The sequence below is a fragment of the Pseudomonas sp. SBB6 genome, assembly GCF_024213215.1.
Lineage (GTDB): Bacteria > Pseudomonadota > Gammaproteobacteria > Pseudomonadales > Pseudomonadaceae > Aquipseudomonas > Aquipseudomonas donghuensis.
In genome coordinates this window covers 276,482-292,127 of sequence record NZ_JANAVH010000004.1, presented here as the reverse complement: position 1 = coordinate 292,127, position 15,646 = coordinate 276,482, and the positions used below count along the sequence as shown (strand labels likewise).

The 15,646-nt window shown below is 63.1% G+C and carries 18 protein-coding genes; 15 read left to right on the top strand and 3 right to left on the bottom strand.

All coding sequences use genetic code 11. The features are described from left to right. Positions 1-5: 5 nt before the first annotated feature. The 5 genes from NLX68_RS10175 to NLX68_RS10155 all read left to right on the top strand — a co-directional run bounded on the left by NLX68_RS10175 (position 6) and on the right by NLX68_RS10155 (position 5,754). On the top strand, positions 6-383 hold the full coding sequence (locus NLX68_RS10175; protein WP_254283882.1) for a gamma-butyrobetaine hydroxylase-like domain-containing protein: 378 nt from the start codon (positions 6-8) through the stop codon (positions 381-383). 349 nt (positions 384-732) lie between these two features. Beyond that, positions 733-2,412 (top strand): class II poly(R)-hydroxyalkanoic acid synthase, encoded by a 1,680-nt coding sequence (phaC, locus tag NLX68_RS10170; RefSeq protein ID WP_010221486.1) that lies wholly within the window; start codon positions 733-735, stop codon positions 2,410-2,412. A gap of 60 nt (positions 2,413-2,472) precedes the next feature. Then, entirely contained in the window at positions 2,473-3,324 is an 852-nt protein-coding gene (phaZ, locus tag NLX68_RS10165) for a poly(3-hydroxyalkanoate) depolymerase (protein WP_254283881.1), read from the top strand. A gap of 119 nt (positions 3,325-3,443) precedes the next feature. Beyond that, positions 3,444-5,126 (top strand): class II poly(R)-hydroxyalkanoic acid synthase, encoded by a 1,683-nt coding sequence (gene phaC, locus NLX68_RS10160; RefSeq protein WP_254283880.1) that lies wholly within the window; start codon positions 3,444-3,446, stop codon positions 5,124-5,126. Between the two features lie 13 nt (positions 5,127-5,139). Then, the gene (locus NLX68_RS10155; protein WP_010221483.1) at positions 5,140-5,754 is read left to right on the top strand and encodes a TetR/AcrR family transcriptional regulator; all 615 of its coding nucleotides are present in this window, start codon (positions 5,140-5,142) and stop codon (positions 5,752-5,754) included. 100 nt (positions 5,755-5,854) lie between these two features. Here the strand turns inward: NLX68_RS10155 and NLX68_RS10150 are convergent, their stop codons facing one another. From NLX68_RS10150 to NLX68_RS10140, 3 genes are all read right to left on the bottom strand, one after another. After that, on the bottom strand, positions 5,855-6,616 hold the full coding sequence (locus NLX68_RS10150) for a phasin family protein (RefSeq protein ID WP_254283879.1): 762 nt from the start codon (positions 6,614-6,616) through the stop codon (positions 5,855-5,857). Between the two features lie 10 nt (positions 6,617-6,626). Continuing rightward, positions 6,627-7,046, bottom strand: coding sequence for a phasin family protein (locus NLX68_RS10145; protein WP_254283878.1), 420 nt, complete (start codon positions 7,044-7,046; stop codon positions 6,627-6,629). Positions 7,047-7,227: 181 nt separating this feature from the next. Next, entirely contained in the window at positions 7,228-7,503 is a 276-nt protein-coding gene (locus NLX68_RS10140) for a polyhydroxyalkanoic acid system family protein (RefSeq protein ID WP_010222342.1), read from the bottom strand. A gap of 124 nt (positions 7,504-7,627) precedes the next feature. On the opposite strand from NLX68_RS10140, the gene ubiE reads away from it, so the two are divergent. From ubiE to NLX68_RS10090, 10 genes are all read left to right on the top strand, one after another. Next, on the top strand, positions 7,628-8,398 hold the full coding sequence (gene ubiE / locus NLX68_RS10135) for a bifunctional demethylmenaquinone methyltransferase/2-methoxy-6-polyprenyl-1,4-benzoquinol methylase UbiE (RefSeq protein ID WP_254283877.1): 771 nt from the start codon (positions 7,628-7,630) through the stop codon (positions 8,396-8,398). Then, positions 8,398-9,021, top strand: coding sequence for an SCP2 domain-containing protein (locus tag NLX68_RS10130; RefSeq protein ID WP_254283876.1), 624 nt, complete (start codon positions 8,398-8,400; stop codon positions 9,019-9,021). Before ubiE ends, NLX68_RS10130 begins: the two co-directional genes overlap by 1 nt. Further along, positions 9,018-10,625, top strand: coding sequence for a ubiquinone biosynthesis regulatory protein kinase UbiB (ubiB, locus tag NLX68_RS10125; protein ID WP_254283875.1), 1,608 nt, complete (start codon positions 9,018-9,020; stop codon positions 10,623-10,625). Before NLX68_RS10130 ends, ubiB begins: the two co-directional genes overlap by 4 nt. Positions 10,626-10,697: 72 nt before the next feature. Continuing rightward, positions 10,698-11,090: a phosphoribosyl-AMP cyclohydrolase gene (gene hisI / locus NLX68_RS10120; protein ID WP_254283874.1), complete on the top strand. Its 393-nt coding sequence runs from the start codon at positions 10,698-10,700 to the stop codon at positions 11,088-11,090. Position 11,091: 1 nt separating this feature from the next. Next, positions 11,092-11,427 carry a phosphoribosyl-ATP diphosphatase gene (locus tag NLX68_RS10115; protein WP_010222337.1) on the top strand — a complete coding sequence of 112 codons (336 nt, stop codon included), beginning with the start codon at positions 11,092-11,094 and terminating at the stop codon, positions 11,425-11,427. A gap of 25 nt (positions 11,428-11,452) precedes the next feature. Further along, entirely contained in the window at positions 11,453-11,722 is a 270-nt protein-coding gene (locus tag NLX68_RS10110; RefSeq protein ID WP_010222335.1) for a twin-arginine translocase TatA/TatE family subunit, read from the top strand. Positions 11,723-11,725: 3 nt separating this feature from the next. Further along, positions 11,726-12,109 carry a Sec-independent protein translocase protein TatB gene (tatB, locus tag NLX68_RS10105; protein WP_010222334.1) on the top strand — a complete coding sequence of 128 codons (384 nt, stop codon included), beginning with the start codon at positions 11,726-11,728 and terminating at the stop codon, positions 12,107-12,109. Further along, positions 12,106-12,897, top strand: a complete 792-nt coding sequence (tatC, locus tag NLX68_RS10100) for a twin-arginine translocase subunit TatC (RefSeq protein WP_010222333.1) — start codon at positions 12,106-12,108, stop codon at positions 12,895-12,897. Before tatB ends, tatC begins: the two co-directional genes overlap by 4 nt. Beyond that, positions 12,894-13,601: a 16S rRNA (uracil(1498)-N(3))-methyltransferase gene (locus tag NLX68_RS10095; RefSeq protein ID WP_254283873.1), complete on the top strand. Its 708-nt coding sequence runs from the start codon at positions 12,894-12,896 to the stop codon at positions 13,599-13,601. Before tatC ends, NLX68_RS10095 begins: the two co-directional genes overlap by 4 nt. Positions 13,602-13,679: 78 nt before the next feature. Continuing rightward, a complete protein-coding gene (locus NLX68_RS10090; RefSeq protein WP_254283872.1) occupies positions 13,680-15,596 on the top strand; it encodes a methyl-accepting chemotaxis protein in 1,917 nt (638 codons plus the stop codon). Positions 15,597-15,646 lie beyond the last annotated feature (50 nt).

Genomic DNA, 15,646 nt, shown 5'->3' with positions numbered 1-15,646 from the left:
ACCAAATGGCCAGACTCCCCACCGGCATCAACCTGCACAAAGCCTCCAAGACCCTGACCCTGACCTACGGGCCAGACGAGGTGTACCACCTGCCCGCCGAATTCCTGCGCGTGCACTCCCCCTCCGCCGAGGTCCAGGGCCACGGCAATCCGATCCTGCAGTACGGCAAGCTCGGCGTCGGCCTGAGCGGGCTGGAACCTGCCGGCCAGTACGCACTGAAACTGACCTTCGACGACGGCCATGACAGCGGCCTGTTCACCTGGGAATACCTCGAGCAGCTGTGCCTGCGCCAGGAGGCCCTCTGGGCCGACTATCTCGATGAGCTGGCAAAGGCCGGAAAATCCCGCGACCCCAATGAGTCGATCGTCAAGCTGATGCTCTAGCTCGCGCCCTCCAGGGTTTAGAGCGCATTTTCTAATTCTATTTGCTTGAATGCCTGCACCACGGCCAATGAGTGGCCGTCTTGCGCTATACCAAAAAGTCGGGTAACCAATGGATCTGGCAAGTTCCCTGCATCGGATTTAATGCAGGGTCGGGCTGGTATGTAGAGGTCGCGAGCGAAAGCAGGCAGTCTTCTCACGCAGAAAAAACCCGCAGGGCTCATCGTCGTTTGCATCCGGCCGCAGGACCACAGTTCGTTATCACTGGTCACCCGAGCAGCAGTACCGGGCGTTCGTCTGTGTAACGCGCACAGTCAACCGGTACTCGTCTCAGGACAACGGAGCGTCGTAGATGAGTAACAAGAATAACGATGACCTGCAGCGCCAAGCCTCGGAAAACACCCTGGGTCTGAACCCGGTGATCGGCTTGCGCCGCAAGGATTTGCTGACTTCTGCTCGAATGGTACTGCGTCAGGCCATTCGCCAACCACTGCACAGTGCCAAGCATGTCGCGCATTTCGGCATGGAACTCAAGGATGTGATCTTCGGCAAGTCGAGCTTGCAGCCGGAGAACGATGACCGTCGTTTTCACGACCCGGCCTGGAGCCAGAACCCGCTGTATCGCCGCTACCTGCAGACTTACCTGGCCTGGCGCAAGGAACTTCACGACTGGATCGGTAGCAGCAATCTTTCCGACCAGGACATCAGCCGCGGCCATTTCGTCATCAACCTGATGACCGAGGCCATGGCGCCGACCAACACGGCGGCCAACCCGGCGGCGGTCAAGCGCTTCTTCGAAACCGGCGGCAAGAGCCTGCTCGACGGCTTGTCGAACCTGGCCAAGGACATGGTCAACAATGGCGGCATGCCCAGCCAGGTGAACATGGACGCCTTCGAGGTCGGCAAGAATCTGGGCACCAGCGAAGGCGCGGTGGTGTTTCGCAACGACGTGCTGGAGCTGATCCAGTACCGGCCGATCACCGAACAGGTGCTGGAAAAGCCGCTGCTGGTGGTGCCGCCGCAGATCAACAAGTTCTACGTCTTCGACCTCAGCCCGGAAAAGAGCCTGGCGCGTTTCTGCCTGCGCTCCAACGTGCAGACCTTCATCGTCAGTTGGCGCAACCCGACCAAGTCCCAGCGCGAATGGGGCCTGTCGACCTACATCGATGCGCTCAAGGAAGCGGTCGACGTGGTCCTGGCGATCACCGGCAGCAAAGACCTGAACATGCTCGGCGCCTGCTCCGGCGGCATCACCTGCACTGCGCTGGTGGGCCACTACGCGGCGCTGGGCGAGAAAAAGGTCAACGCCCTGACCCTGCTGGTCAGCGTGCTCGACACCACCCTCGACACCCAGGTGGCGCTGTTCGTCGACGAGCAGACCCTCGAAGCCGCCAAGCGCCACTCCTACCAGGCCGGCGTGCTCGAAGGCCGCGACATGGCCAAGGTGTTCGCCTGGATGCGGCCCAACGACCTGATCTGGAACTACTGGGTCAACAACTACCTGCTGGGCAACGAGCCACCGGTGTTCGACATCCTGTTCTGGAACAACGACACCACGCGCCTGCCGGCCGCCTTCCACGGCGACCTGATCGAAATGTTCAAAAACAATCCACTGCTGCGCCCCGATGCACTGGAAGTGTGCGGCACACCGATCGACCTCAAGCAGGTGACCACCGACATCTTCAGCGTCGCCGGTACCGCCGATCACATCACCCCGTGGCAGTCGTGCTACAAATCGGCCCAGCTGTTCGGTGGCAAGGTCGAGTTCCTGCTGTCCAACAGTGGCCACATCCAGAGCATCCTCAACCCGCCGGGCAACCCCAAGGCGCGTTACATGACCAACAGTGAAATGCCCGCCAGCGCCCTCGACTGGCAAGAGAACTCGACCAAGCACACCGACTCCTGGTGGCTGTACTGGCAGACCTGGCTGGCCGAGCGTTCGGGCAAGCTGAAGAAAGCGCCGGCCAACCTTGGCAACAAGGCTTATGTGGCCGGTGCCGCAGCGCCAGGGACCTACGTTCACGAGCGTTGATAGCGAACACCGCCGCAGCTCGAAAAGGCTGCGGCGTTTATCCACCACAGGGCTTCGCGCATGCCGCAACCGTATATTTTCAGGACCGTCGATCTGGATGGCCAAACCATCCGCACCGCCGTCCGCCCCGGCAAGCCGCACTTGACGCCCTTGCTGATCTTCAATGGTATCGGCGCCAACCTGGAGCTGGTATTCCCCTTCATCCAGGCCCTGGACCCGGACCTGGAGGTGATTGCCTTCGATGTGCCGGGCGTCGGTGGTTCATCGACCCCGCGCCACCCGTACCGCTTTCCCGGGCTGGCCAAGCTCACCACCCGCATGCTCGACTACCTCGACTATGGCCAGGTCAATGTCATTGGCGTGTCCTGGGGCGGCGCCCTGGCCCAGCAGTTCGCCCATGACTACCCCGAGCGCTGCAAGAAGCTGGTGCTGGCCGCCACCGCCGCCGGTGCGGTGATGGTCCCGGGCAAGCCCAAGGTGCTGTGGTTGATGGCCAGCCCCAGGCGCTACGTGCAGCCGTCCCATGTCATCCGCATCGCGCCACAGATCTACGGCGGCAGTTTTCGCCGCGACCCTGACCTGGCCTTGTCGCACGCGGCCAAGGTGCGCTCCGGAGGCAAGCTTGGTTACTACTGGCAGCTGTTTGCCGGGCTCGGCTGGACCAGCATTCACTGGCTGCACAAGATCCAGCAGCCGACCCTGGTGCTGGCTGGCGACGACGATCCGCTAATTCCTTTGATCAACATGCGCCTGTTGGCCTGGCGAATTCCCAATGCCCAGCTACACATAATCGACGACGGCCATTTGTTCCTGATCACCCGGGCCGAGACCGTCGCCCCGATCATCATGAAGTTCCTCCAGCAAGAGCGCCAACGCGCCGTCATGCACCCTCGGCCCGCCCCTAGCAGCTGAGAAGCCTGCCACACCCGAGCCCTTGGCAGGACGCCAGGCAACCCGGGTGCGCGGCGTGAGGTTGGTGTCGCTCTTGCATTGATGTGTTTGTTGATGGCCTGACGACGGAGTGTTGCCTGATGAAAGACAAACCCGCAAAGGGATCGCTACCGGTCCCCGCCACCTATATGAACGTGCAGAGTGCGATCAGCGGCCTGCGCGGTCGTGACCTGCTCTCGACCTTGCGCAGTGTCAGCCGCCATGGCCTGCGCCATCCGCTGCACACCGCCAAGCACATGCTCGCCCTCGGCAATCAACTGGGCAAAGTGCTGCTCGGCGAAACGCCCTATCAACCCAACCCCCGCGACAACCGCTTCAAGGACCCGGCCTGGAGCCAGAACCCGCTCTACAGCCGCGGCCTGCAGGCATACCTGGCGTGGCAGAAGCAGACCCGCCTGTGGATCGATGAAAGCCAGTTGGAGCCGGACGACCGCGCCCGCGCGCACTTCCTGTTCACCTTGATCAACGATGCCGTGTCGCCCAGCAACTCGCTGCTCAACCCCCTGGCGGTCAAGGAGCTGTTCAACTCCGGCGGCCTGAGCCTGGTGCGCGGCATCAACCACCTGCTCGATGACCTGCGCCACAACGACGGCCTGCCGCGCCAGGTCAATCCACAAGCCTTTGAAGTCGGCCGCAACCTGGCCACCACGCCGGGCGCGGTGGTGTTTCGCAACGAGCTGCTGGAGCTGATCCAGTACAAGCCGATGAGCGAAAAGCAGTATGCCAAGCCGCTGTTGGTGGTACCGCCGCAGATCAACAAGTTCTACATCTTCGACCTGAGCCCGGCCAACAGCTTCGTTCAGTACATGCTCAAGAACGGCTTGCAGACCTTCATGATCAGCTGGCGCAACCCCGACCCGCGTCATCGCGAGTGGGGCCTGTCGAGCTACGTCGAAGCGCTGGAAGAAGCCATGAACGTGTGCCGGGCGATCACCGGCAGCCGCGAGGTCAACCTCATGGGTGCCTGCGCCGGCGGCCTGACCATGGCCGCACTGCAAGGCCACTTGCAGGCCAAGCGCCAGTTGCGCCGGGTCAACAGCGCCACCTACCTGGTCAGCCTGCTCGACAGCCAGATCGACAGCCCGGCCAGCCTGTTCGCCGATGAGCAAACCCTGGAAGCGGCCAAGCGCCGCTCCTACCAGCAAGGGGTGCTCGATGGCCGCGAAATCGCCCGGGTGTTTGCCTGGATGCGCCCCAACGACCTGATCTGGAACTACTGGGTCAACAACTACCTGCTGGGCAAGGCGCCACCGGCGTTCGACATTCTCTACTGGAACAACGACAACACCCGCCTGCCGGCCGCGCTGCATGGCGACCTGCTGGACTTCTTCAAGCACAACCCGCTGGCCCATGCCGCGGGCCTTGAGGTGTGCGGCACGCCGATCGATCTGCAGAAGGTCAACGTCGACAGCTTCAGCGTCGCCGGCAACAACGACCACATCACTCCCTGGGATGCGGTGTATCGCTCGGCATTGCTGCTCGGTGGCGACAAGCGCTTCATCCTCGCCAACAGCGGCCATGTACAGAGCATCATCAACCCACCGGGCAACCCCAAGGCGCATTACGTCGACAACTCGCGCCTGAGCAGTGACCCGCGGGCCTGGCTCTACGATGGCAAGCAGATCGACGGCAGTTGGTGGCCGCAGTGGCTGGAATGGATTCAAGCGCGCTCCGGCGCCCAGCGCGAAACCCTGATGGCCCTTGGCAACCAGCACTACCCTCCCATGGACCCCGCGCCCGGCACCTACGTCCAGGCGCGCTGAACAAGAAGAACGGATGAAAACCCGCGACCGTATCCTCGAATGTGCCCTGCAGTTGTTCAACCGCCAGGGCGAGCCGAATGTCTCGACCCTGGAGATTGCCAACGAGATGGGCATCAGCCCGGGCAACCTCTACTACCACTTCCACGGCAAGGAGCCGCTGGTGCTGGGGTTGTTCGAACGTTTCGAGGAAGAGCTCACGCCACTGCTCGACCCGCCGCTGGAAGTGCGCCTGGATGCCGAGGACTACTGGCTGTTCCTGCACTTGATCGTCGAGCGCATGGCCCAATACCGCTTCCTGTTCCAGGACCTGTCGAACCTGACCGGGCGCTTGCCCAAGCTGGCTCGCGGCATGCGCAACCTGCTCAACGCCCTCAAGCGCACCCTGGCGGCGCTGCTGGCCAGCCTCAAGGCGCAGGGCCAGGTGCTCAGCGATACGCGCGCGTTGGGACAGCTTGTTGAGCAGATCACCCTGACGCTGCTGTTCTCGCTTGATTACCAACGGGTGCTGGCCCGTGAGGGTGAGGTAGGGGTGGTGGTGTATCAGGTGATGATGCTGGTGGCGCCACACCTGGAGGCGGGTTCGCGGCATGCGGCCGAGCAGTTGGCGCTAAGGTATCTGGAGGGCTGAAAGCATCGCGGGGCAAGTCGGGTCGCCGCACCGCCGCTCCCACAAAATCCTGTGGGAGCGGCGGTGCGGCGACCCGACTTGCCCCGCGATAAAGCCAGTATCAGGACTGGCTGATCGGGCTTGCCGGAGCTGACGGCGCCGGAGCAGCCGGTGCAGCACTGGCTACCGATACCGGGCTTGGCGCCGGTGCAGCGCTGGCCGCAGGTGCCGCCGGCTTCGCTGCTGCAGGTTTAGCTGCCGGCTTGGCCGCTGGCTTCTTCACTGCCGGTTTCTTCGCCGCAGCCGGTTTGGCTGCTGGCTTGGCCGCAGGTTTTGCCGCTGCGGTTTTCGCCGCTGGCTTGGCTGCAGGTTTAGCCGCTGCAGTTTTTGCTGCAGGTTTCGCCGCCGCTTTCGGTGCAGCCTTGGCCAATGGCTTGGCTGCAGGTTTGCTCGCCGCCGGTTTTTTCGAGATCGGAGTGACCGAAGCGCCGGTCAGTTTCTCGATCTGTTTGGTCAGGGTGTCGACCTGCTTGTGCAGGGCGGCAACTTCATTGCGGCTCGGCACGCCCAGACGCGAAATGGCACTGTTCAGGCGCTTGTCGAAAGCCTCTTCGAGCTCGCCCCATTTGCCCAGCGCGCGATCTTTGACATCACTGACCCGAGAGCTAGCCGATTTCGCAGTGGCCTTGGCCGAGTCGACCGAACTCTTGGCTAGCTTCTCAGCTTTCTCACCATCCTTGACCAGGGTGTCGAACAGCTTGCTGCCATCCGCATCGATCTTGGAGTAGATACCCAAACCAGCCAGCCAGATCTTGCGGGAATACTTCTCGATCCCCCCGACCCAGGAGCTGCCTTCTTTCTCAGTATTCTTCTTGCCAGCCATCCCGCTCTCCTTATTGTTTACGTGCAACACGTTCAAGCAATGCCGTGAGCTCATCGAGCTTGGCAGAGAGTGCCTCCACGTCATGTTTAGACGGAATGCCGATGCGATTCAAGGCGCTTGCGACCCGCGTGTCGAAAGCCTTTTCGATTTTGTCGAGTTGAACCTCGACCTTGCCCTTGACGCTGGTCAGCTCGCCCTTCACCGAATCAATCTCGGAGTTGGCGGCATCGACCTTCGCATCGAGTTTTTTCTTGCCGCGTTTTTCTACCGATTCGCCGGCCTTGACCAGCTCTTTGAGGTAGTCGGCGCCTTCCTGACCTACCCGGGTGTAAGCCCCCAGGCCTGCCAGCCAGATCTTGCGCGCGTAGCCGCGCACCTCACCCAACCTGCGCTGGGCGTCGTCTTTTTTCTTCAGGATCACTTTGGCCATGCTCTGCACCTCACGCTCTGAACGGAAATGGAGGAACTGCCCACGGAAGTTGGGCCTGAGCACAAGGTAGGGGGGAAAATTAGAATTCTCACCCTAAGGGCAAGATCAGCTGATCCAAATCAGACCGGCTCACACGAATCCTGTGGGAGCCGGCCTTGCCGGCGATGAAGTCAACGCGCAATCAAGCCAACGCTTTATCCAACGCCCGCTCGATCTCGCTCTTGATGGTCCCGCTCATCATCGACAGCATCATGCCCAGCTTCAGCTCGACCTTGATGCTGTCCTCGCCAATCAGCACGCTGCCGTTGGCACCACTGCGCTTGACCTCGACCCGGTCGCCGTTCCAGCTGGCCTTGAGGTCGTATTCGCGGGCCAGCTTGTCGACCAGGGCTTCGGCCTTTTGCCGGGCCGCGTCGCGGCCCAGGCTGTGTTTGCGTTCAACGCTGATCTGGGTCATTCATTCAATCCTGGGTTCGAAGGCATACTTATATTATGCCCGCGCCCCACCTGCGACACACCCCGCCAAGACAAATCCGACCGTACGCCCTAGAATGGCCAGTAATTTTTTCCGGTGAAGCGATATGAACGATCAGCGCAAAGGCGACCACGCCGAACCCACCACCCACTTCGGCTACAAGAACGTGCCGGAAAGCCAGAAGGCCGATAAAGTCGCCGAGGTGTTCCACTCGGTGGCGGCCAAGTACGACCTGATGAACGATGTGCTCTCCGGCGGCATGCACCGCCTGTGGAAGCGCTTCACCATCGAGCTGTCGGGCGTGCGCCCGGGTAACCGGGTGCTCGACATCGCCGGCGGCACTGGCGACCTGGCGGCCAAGTTCTCGCACCTGGTCGGCCCTACCGGCCAGGTGGTGCTGGCCGACATCAACGAGTCGATGCTCAAGGTCGGTCGCGACCGCCTGCTCGACCGCGGCGTGGCCGGCAACATCGAGTTCGTCCAGGCCGACGCCGAAAAACTGCCGTTCCCGGACAACCACTTCGACTGCGTGACCATCGCCTTCGGCCTGCGCAACGTCACCCACAAGGAAGACGCCATCCGCTCCATGCTGCGGGTGCTCAAGCCCGGTGGCCGGTTGCTGGTGCTGGAGTTCTCCAAGCCGACCAACAAGCTGATGTCCAAGGTCTACGACGCCTACTCGTTCGCCTTCATGCCGCTGGCCGGCAAGCTGATCACCAACGACTCGGAAAGCTACCGCTACCTGGCCGAATCGATCCGCATGCACCCCGACCAGGAAACCCTCAAGGCGATGATGGTCGAGGCCGGTTTTGACCGCGTCACCTACCACAACATGACCAGCGGCATCGTCGCCCTGCACCGGGGAATCAAGCCCTGATGCTCCTGGCCGGCCTGCTCGCCAGCGTCGAACACGGCCTCAACCGTGTGCTGCGCCTGGACAGCACAGCGCTGCCGCGCTTGAGCCCGCTCGACGGCAAGGTAATTGCCATCGACTGCCGCCAGCCGGCCTTGCAGCTGTTCATCCTGCCCAGCGACGAAGGCCTGATGCTCGCCACGCACTGGGCCAATGAGGCTGACTGCACCTTGCGTGCGCCGGCCAGCAGCCTGGTGCGCCTGGCCCTGAGCCAGGACAAGAGCGCGGTGCTGCACAGCCCGCAGGTCGAGCTTGAAGGCGATAGCGCGGTGCTGCTCGATCTGGTCGCGGTGCTGCAGGACCTGGAGCTTGACTGGGAGTACGAAGTCTCCCGCTGGCTGGGGCCGATCGCCACGCAGTTGCTCAGTGGCCATTTGCGCAGCCGCGCCAACTGGACCCGCCAGGGCCTGGCGGCGCTCAACCAGAACCTCTCCGAGTACCTCGCCGAAGAGGCCCGGACCCTGGTAGGCCAGCGCGAAGCCGAAGCCCGTTTCAGCGAACTCGACACGCTAAAAGTCGATATTGAACGCCTTGAGGCGCGCATCGAGCGCCTTGCCCGATCCCTTGATACCAGCGATAACGCATGAAGCTGCTTGCCGTCCGCCGTCTGTTGCGCATCCAGCGCGTCGTGATCCGTTACCGCCTCGATGACCTGCTGTTCGCCCTGCCCCTGCCCTGGTGGCTGATGGGCCTGCGCTATGCCATGCCCTGGCGCTGGCTGCCGCGCAAAGAGCTGGAGCTCAGCCGTGGCGCGCGCCTGCGCCTGGCGCTGCAGGACCTGGGGCCGATCTTCATCAAGTTCGGCCAGTTGCTGTCGACCCGCCGCGACCTGCTGCCCGAAGACATCGCCGACGAGCTGATGCTGCTGCAGGACCGGGTGCCGCCGTTCGACCCGCAAAAAGCCATCGCCCTGATCGAGGAGCAGCTCGGGGCGAAGATCAGCGAAGTGTTCAGCCGCTTCGACGTCGAGCCCCTGGCCTCGGCCTCGGTGGCCCAGGTACACGCGGCCAAGCTCAAGAGCGGTGAAGAGGTGGTGGTCAAGGTGGTGCGCCCCGGTCTCAAGCCGATCATCGCCCAGGACCTGGCCTGGTTGTTCCTGATCGCCCGCGGCGCCGAGCGGGTTTCGGCCGATGCGCGCCTGCTGCATCCGGTGGAAGTGGTCAACGACTACGAAAAAACCATCTACGACGAACTCGACCTGTTGCGCGAGGCGGCCAACGCCAGCCAGCTCAAGCGCAACTTCGAAGGCTCGGAGATGATGTACGTGCCCCAGGTGTACTGGGACTGGTGCCGGCCGAAAGTGCTGGTGATGGAGCGCATCTACGGTATTCAGGTCACTGACCTGGCGACCCTGGCCGACCAGCGCACCGACATGAAGATGCTCGCCGAGCGCGGCGTGGAGATCTTCTTCACCCAGGTCTTTCGCGACAGCTTCTTCCATGCCGACATGCACCCGGGCAACATCTTCGTCAGCACGGTCAAGCCGTGGAGCCCGCAGTACATTGCCATCGACTGCGGCATCGTCGGCAGCCTGACCCCCGAGGACCAGGACTACCTGGCACGCAACCTGTTTGCCTTCTTCAAGCGCGACTACCGCCGTGTGGCGCAGTTGCACATTGATTCGGGCTGGGTACCGGCACAGACCAAACTGAATGAATTCGAAGCGGCGATCCGCACCGTGTGCGAACCGATCTTCGAAAAACCGTTAAAGGATATTTCTTTCGGCCAGGTGCTGATGCGCCTGTTCCAGACCGCGCGGCGCTTCAACATGGAAGTCCAGCCGCAGCTTGTTCTGTTGCAGAAGACCCTGCTCAACATCGAAGGCCTGGGCCGCCAGCTGTACCCGGACCTGGACCTGTGGACCACCGCCCAGCCGTTCCTCGAGCGCTGGATGCGCGAACGGGTCAGCCCCAAGACCCTGCTGCAGAACCTGCATGGCCAGGTCGAGCAGATCCCGCACCTGGCCGGCATGACCCGCGACCTGCTCGAACGCATGTCGCAGCCGCACCTGGCCGACCCGCCCGCGCCCTGGCAGCAGAAGAACGATCACTGGGCCCTGCGCCTGCTCGGTGCCGGCCTGCTCGGCGGCGGCGCCACCCTGGCTACCGGCGCGGTCAGCCTCAGCGCTCCCGCTGCCTGGCCGGCCTGGCTGATGCTGGCCGCTGGCCTCTACCTGATCGTGCGTCGATAGCCAGCCGGGCTGCTGGCTGGCACACTAGCGCAAGGGTTCGGCAAAGGATCGAACCCGGCTTTGGAGTCGAAAATGAAAGACTGGCTGGACGAGATCAACTGGAACAGCGATGGCCTGGTACCGGCTATCGCCCAGGACCACAAGACCGGGCGCGTGCTGATGATGGCCTGGATGAACCGCGAATCGCTGACCCTGACCGCCGCCGAGCAGCGGGCCATCTACTGGTCACGTTCGCGTGGCAAACTGTGGCGTAAGGGCGAAGAATCCGGCCACGTGCAAAAGCTGCACGAAATGCGCCTGGACTGCGACGCCGACGTGATCATCCTGATGGTTGAACAACTGGGTCATATCGCCTGCCATACCGGCCGCGAGAGCTGCTTCTACCGGGTCTTCGACAACGGTGAGTGGAAGACCGTCGATCCGGTCATCAAGGACCCGCATGCCATCTACAGCGCAGGACACTGACATGAGCGACACCCTGACCCGCCTGGCCGAAGTACTGGAAGCGCGCAAAGGCGCCGAGCCCGACAGCTCGTACGTGGCCAGCCTGTATCACAAGGGCCTGAACAAGATTCTGGAAAAGCTCGGCGAAGAGTCGGTCGAGACCATCATCGCCGCCAAGGATGCCGCCCACAGCGGCGACTGCAGCGATGTCATCTACGAGACCGCCGATCTGTGGTTCCATAGCCTGGTCATGCTCGCCCAACTGGGCCAGCACCCGCAGGCGGTGCTGGACGAGCTGGACCGCCGTTTCGGCCTGTCCGGGCACGCCGAGAAAGCAGCGCGTCAGCCGTCGGCCTAACTGAATTATTTCGAGGGATTGCACCATGGGTATTTTTGACTGGAAACACTGGATCGTCCTGCTGGTCGTGGTGGTACTGGTGTTTGGTACCAAGAAGCTGAAGAACTTCGGCAGCGACCTGGGCGAGTCGATCAAGGGCTTCAAGAAAGCCATGAACGAAGAAGAGACCAAGCCGGCCGAACAGACGCCCCCTCCGGTGCAACCCGTCCAGCCGCAGGCTACTTCGCCGCTGAACCAGCCGCAGACCATCGATGGCCAGGCCCACAAGGTCGAAGAGCCGATCAGGAAAGATTGATCAATGTTCGGGATCAGCTTCAGCGAACTGTTGCTCGTGGGCCTGGTGGCCCTGCTGGTGCTCGGCCCCGAGCGCCTGCCGGGCGCCGCGCGCACCGCCGGGCTGTGGATCGGCCGGCTCAAGCGCAGCTTCAATGCGATCAAGCAGGAGGTCGAGCGCGAAATCGGTGCCGATGACATCCGTCGTCAGTTGCACAACGAGCACATCCTCTCCATGGAGCAGGAAGCGCGCAAGATCCTCAACCCCAACAGCGTGACGCCTGAGCCGCCTGCAACCCCGGTTGCCCATGGCGAAAGCGCCCCGGCGCCAACACCAAGCAGCAGCGAAACCACGCCGCCAGCCGCCAGCGCGCCCACCGAACCGACACAGCCCCCGCGAGCCCCATGAGCGATATTCCGGAAAACGACCAGCCGATGCCGCTGGTTTCGCACCTCACCGAGTTGCGTACACGCCTGCTGCGCTGCGTCGCGGCCATCTTCCTGATCTTCGCCGGGCTGTTTTCCTTCGCGCAGCAGATCTACACCCTGGTCTCGGCGCCGTTGCGCGAACACCTGCCGGCCAACGCGACGATGATCGCCACCGACGTCGCCTCGCCGTTCCTGACGCCGTTCAAGCTGACCATGATCGTCTCGCTGTTCCTGGCCATTCCGCTGATCCTCCAGCAGATCTGGGGCTTCATCGCGCCGGGCCTGTACCGCCATGAAAAGCGCATCGCCATTCCGTTGCTGGTGTCGAGCATCATCCTCTTCTACGCCGGCATGGCCTTTGCGTATTTTCTGGTGTTCCCGCTGATCTTCGGCTTCTTCGCCAGCGCCACCCCGGAAGGGGTGTCGATGATGACGGACATTTCCAGCTACCTGGACTTCGTCATGACCCTGTTCTTCGCCTTCGGCGTGGCCTTCGAGATCCCGGTGGCCGTGGTCCTGCTGGTGTGGATCGGCGTGGTCGATGTGAAGTACCTGAGGAAGATCCGCCCGTACGTGATCATTGGCTGCTTCGTGGTCGGCATGATCCTGACCCCGCCGGACATCTTCTCGCAGACCCTGCTCGCCGTGCCGATGTGGCTGCTGTTCGAGATCGGCGTGCTGTTTGGCGGGCTGATCCGCAAGCGCAGCGAGCACCCTGAAGACGCTGCCGACGACCATAACGACCAGCCGCCAGCGACTCAGCCGTGAACCTGCTGTTACTCGAAGAGGCCGATTTCATCGTGGCCGATCGCGTGGCGCTGGCTGACCGGCGCTTTACCCACATGCAGGAAATCCACCGCGTGGCGGTGGGCGATACCCTGCGCGTCGGGCGTATCGGCGGGCTGATGGGCCAGGCCGTGGTACTGCGCCTGGAAGGCCATGAAGCCGAGCTCAGCGTCAGCTTCGAGCAGCCACCACCGGCCAAGCTGCCGCTGACCTTGGTGCTGGCCCTGCCACGGCCGAAAATGCTCCGTCGGGTGTTCCAGACCGTCGCCACCATGGGCGTGCCGAAACTGATCCTGGTCAACAGCTACCGGGTCGAGAAAAGCTTCTGGCAAACCCCGTTCCTCGAGCCCGAAGCCATCCGCGAACAGCTGATCCTCGGCCTTGAGCAGACCCGCGATACCGTGCTGCCCGAGGTGATCATCGAGAAGCGCTTCAAGCCGTTTGTCGAAGACCGCCTGCCGGCCATTGCACAAGGTACCCTCGGCCTGGTCGGCCATCCAGGCCCGTACCCGCCCTGCCCGCGCGGGCTGAACGAGCCGGTTACCCTGGCCATTGGCCCGGAAGGTGGCTGGATTCCCTACGAGATCGACCTGCTGGGCAAGGCCGGCCTTGCCCCGGTACAACTCGGCGAGCGCATCCTGCGCGTGGAGACAGCGGTCACCGCCCTGCTCGCCCGCCTGTTCTGACTTCAGTTTTGCCGCTCCAGGCCGATGCATTGGCACCAGAAAAATAATCGCCTCTGCCGATCGCAATGGAGTCCCACCATGTACCGTTGGTTAGCCCAGCACCTGGGTAACGTGAGCGTCAATCTCAAACTCGGCATCGGCTTCGGCCTGGTCCTGTTGCTGACCCTGGCCATTACCCTGACCGGCTGGCAGGGCCTGAACGGTATCAGCAACCGTGGCGACACCCTGGGTGGGATTTCCCAGGTGCACCAGGCCACCCTCGAACTGCGCATTGCCCGCCAGGGCTTCCAGCTCAAAGGCGACGAGGCCGCGGCGCAGAACCTCAACAATGCCCTGGCTGCGCTTGAGCGCCAGTTGCAAGCGGTCGACCAACGTATCGTCCTGCCCGAGAACCGCCGTCGTATCGAGCAGCAGCACGAAGCCGTGCGCCAGTACCGCCAGGCGCTAAGCAGTGCCGACAAGGCCGCCCAACAGCGCGAAGCCGCTCGTGCCGTGCTCAGCAGCAGCGCCGACGAGGCCGCGGCATTGATCGCCCAGGTCGAGCAACAACTGCTCGGCGGCAGCGACCTGAACCTGTTCAACAGCGTGGTCGGTGCCAGCAAGCTGCTGCAACAGGCGCGCTTCCAGGTGCGTGGCTATACCTACAGCGGCAAGCCCGAATTCCAGCACACTGCGCTGGAGGCCATCGACCAGGCCACCTCGCAGCTCAAGACCCTGGCCGAAGTACTGCCGGCCAGCTACACCAGCAACTTCAACCAGGCCGCCCGCGCCCTGGGTAACTACCGCGGCGCCGTGGTCGAGTTCGGTAATGCGCAAAACGCCTCCGAGCAAGCCGCTCAACAAATGGTTGCCTTGGGCCAGAACCTGATCGAGCAGAGCCAGCAGCTGACCAGCACCCTCACCACCCTGCGCGATGACGAGTCGCAACACGCCAAGTCGATGCTGGCCCTGGCCACCGTGCTGGCCTTGCTGTTCGGCCTGCTGGCCGCCTGGGCGATTACCCGGCAGATCATTATCCCCCTGCGTCAAACCCTCAATGCCGCCGACCGGGTTGCCAGTGGCGACCTGCGCCACGACCTCAAGATCGATCGCCGTGACGAGCTGGGCCAGTTGCAGCACAGCATGCAGCGCATGACCGTGAGCCTGCGCGAATTGATCGGCGGCATCGGCGACGGCGTCACCCAGATTGCCAGCGCCGCCGAAGAACTGTCGGCGGTCACCGAGCAGACCAGTGCCGGGGTCAACAATCAAAAGGTCGAGACCGACCAGGTGGCCACCGCCATGAACGAAATGGCCGCCACCGTACAAGAGGTCGCACGTAACGCCGAGGAAGCCTCGGAAGCGGCGGTAATGGCCGATCAGCAGGCCCGCGAAGGTGATCGGGTGGTCGGCGAAGCCATCGCCCAGATCGAACGCCTGGCCAGCGAGGTCAACCACTCCAGCGAAGCCATGGGCCAGCTCAAGGCCGAAAGCGACAAGATTGGCAGCGTGCTCGATGTGATCAAGTCAGTCGCCCAGCAAACCAACCTGCTGGCCCTCAACGCCGCCATCGAAGCCGCCCGCGCCGGGGAAGCCGGGCGTGGCTTCGCCGTGGTCGCCGATGAAGTACGCAGCCTGGCACAGCGCACCCAGCAGTCCACCGAAGAGATCGAACAGTTGATCGCCGGCCTGCAGAACGGCACCCAGCAGGTCGCCACGGTAATGGACGCCAGCCGCGGCCTGACCGACAGCAGCGTCGAGCTGACTCGCCGTGCCGGCACCTCGCTGGAAACCATCACCCGCACGGTGTCTTCGATTCAGGCAATGAACCAGCAGATCGCTGCGGCGGCCGAGCAGCAAAGCGCGGTGGCCGAAGAAATCAACCGTAGCGTGATGAATGTGCGGGATGTGTCGGACCAGACCTCGGCCGCCAGTGAAGAGACCGCGGCCTCCAGCGTTGAGCTGGCGCGGTTGGGGACGCATCTGCAGACCTTGGTCGGCAAGTTCCAGCTCTGAACCGCCCCATCGCCGGCAAGGCCGGCTCCCACAATGATCGGGTCTCAGAT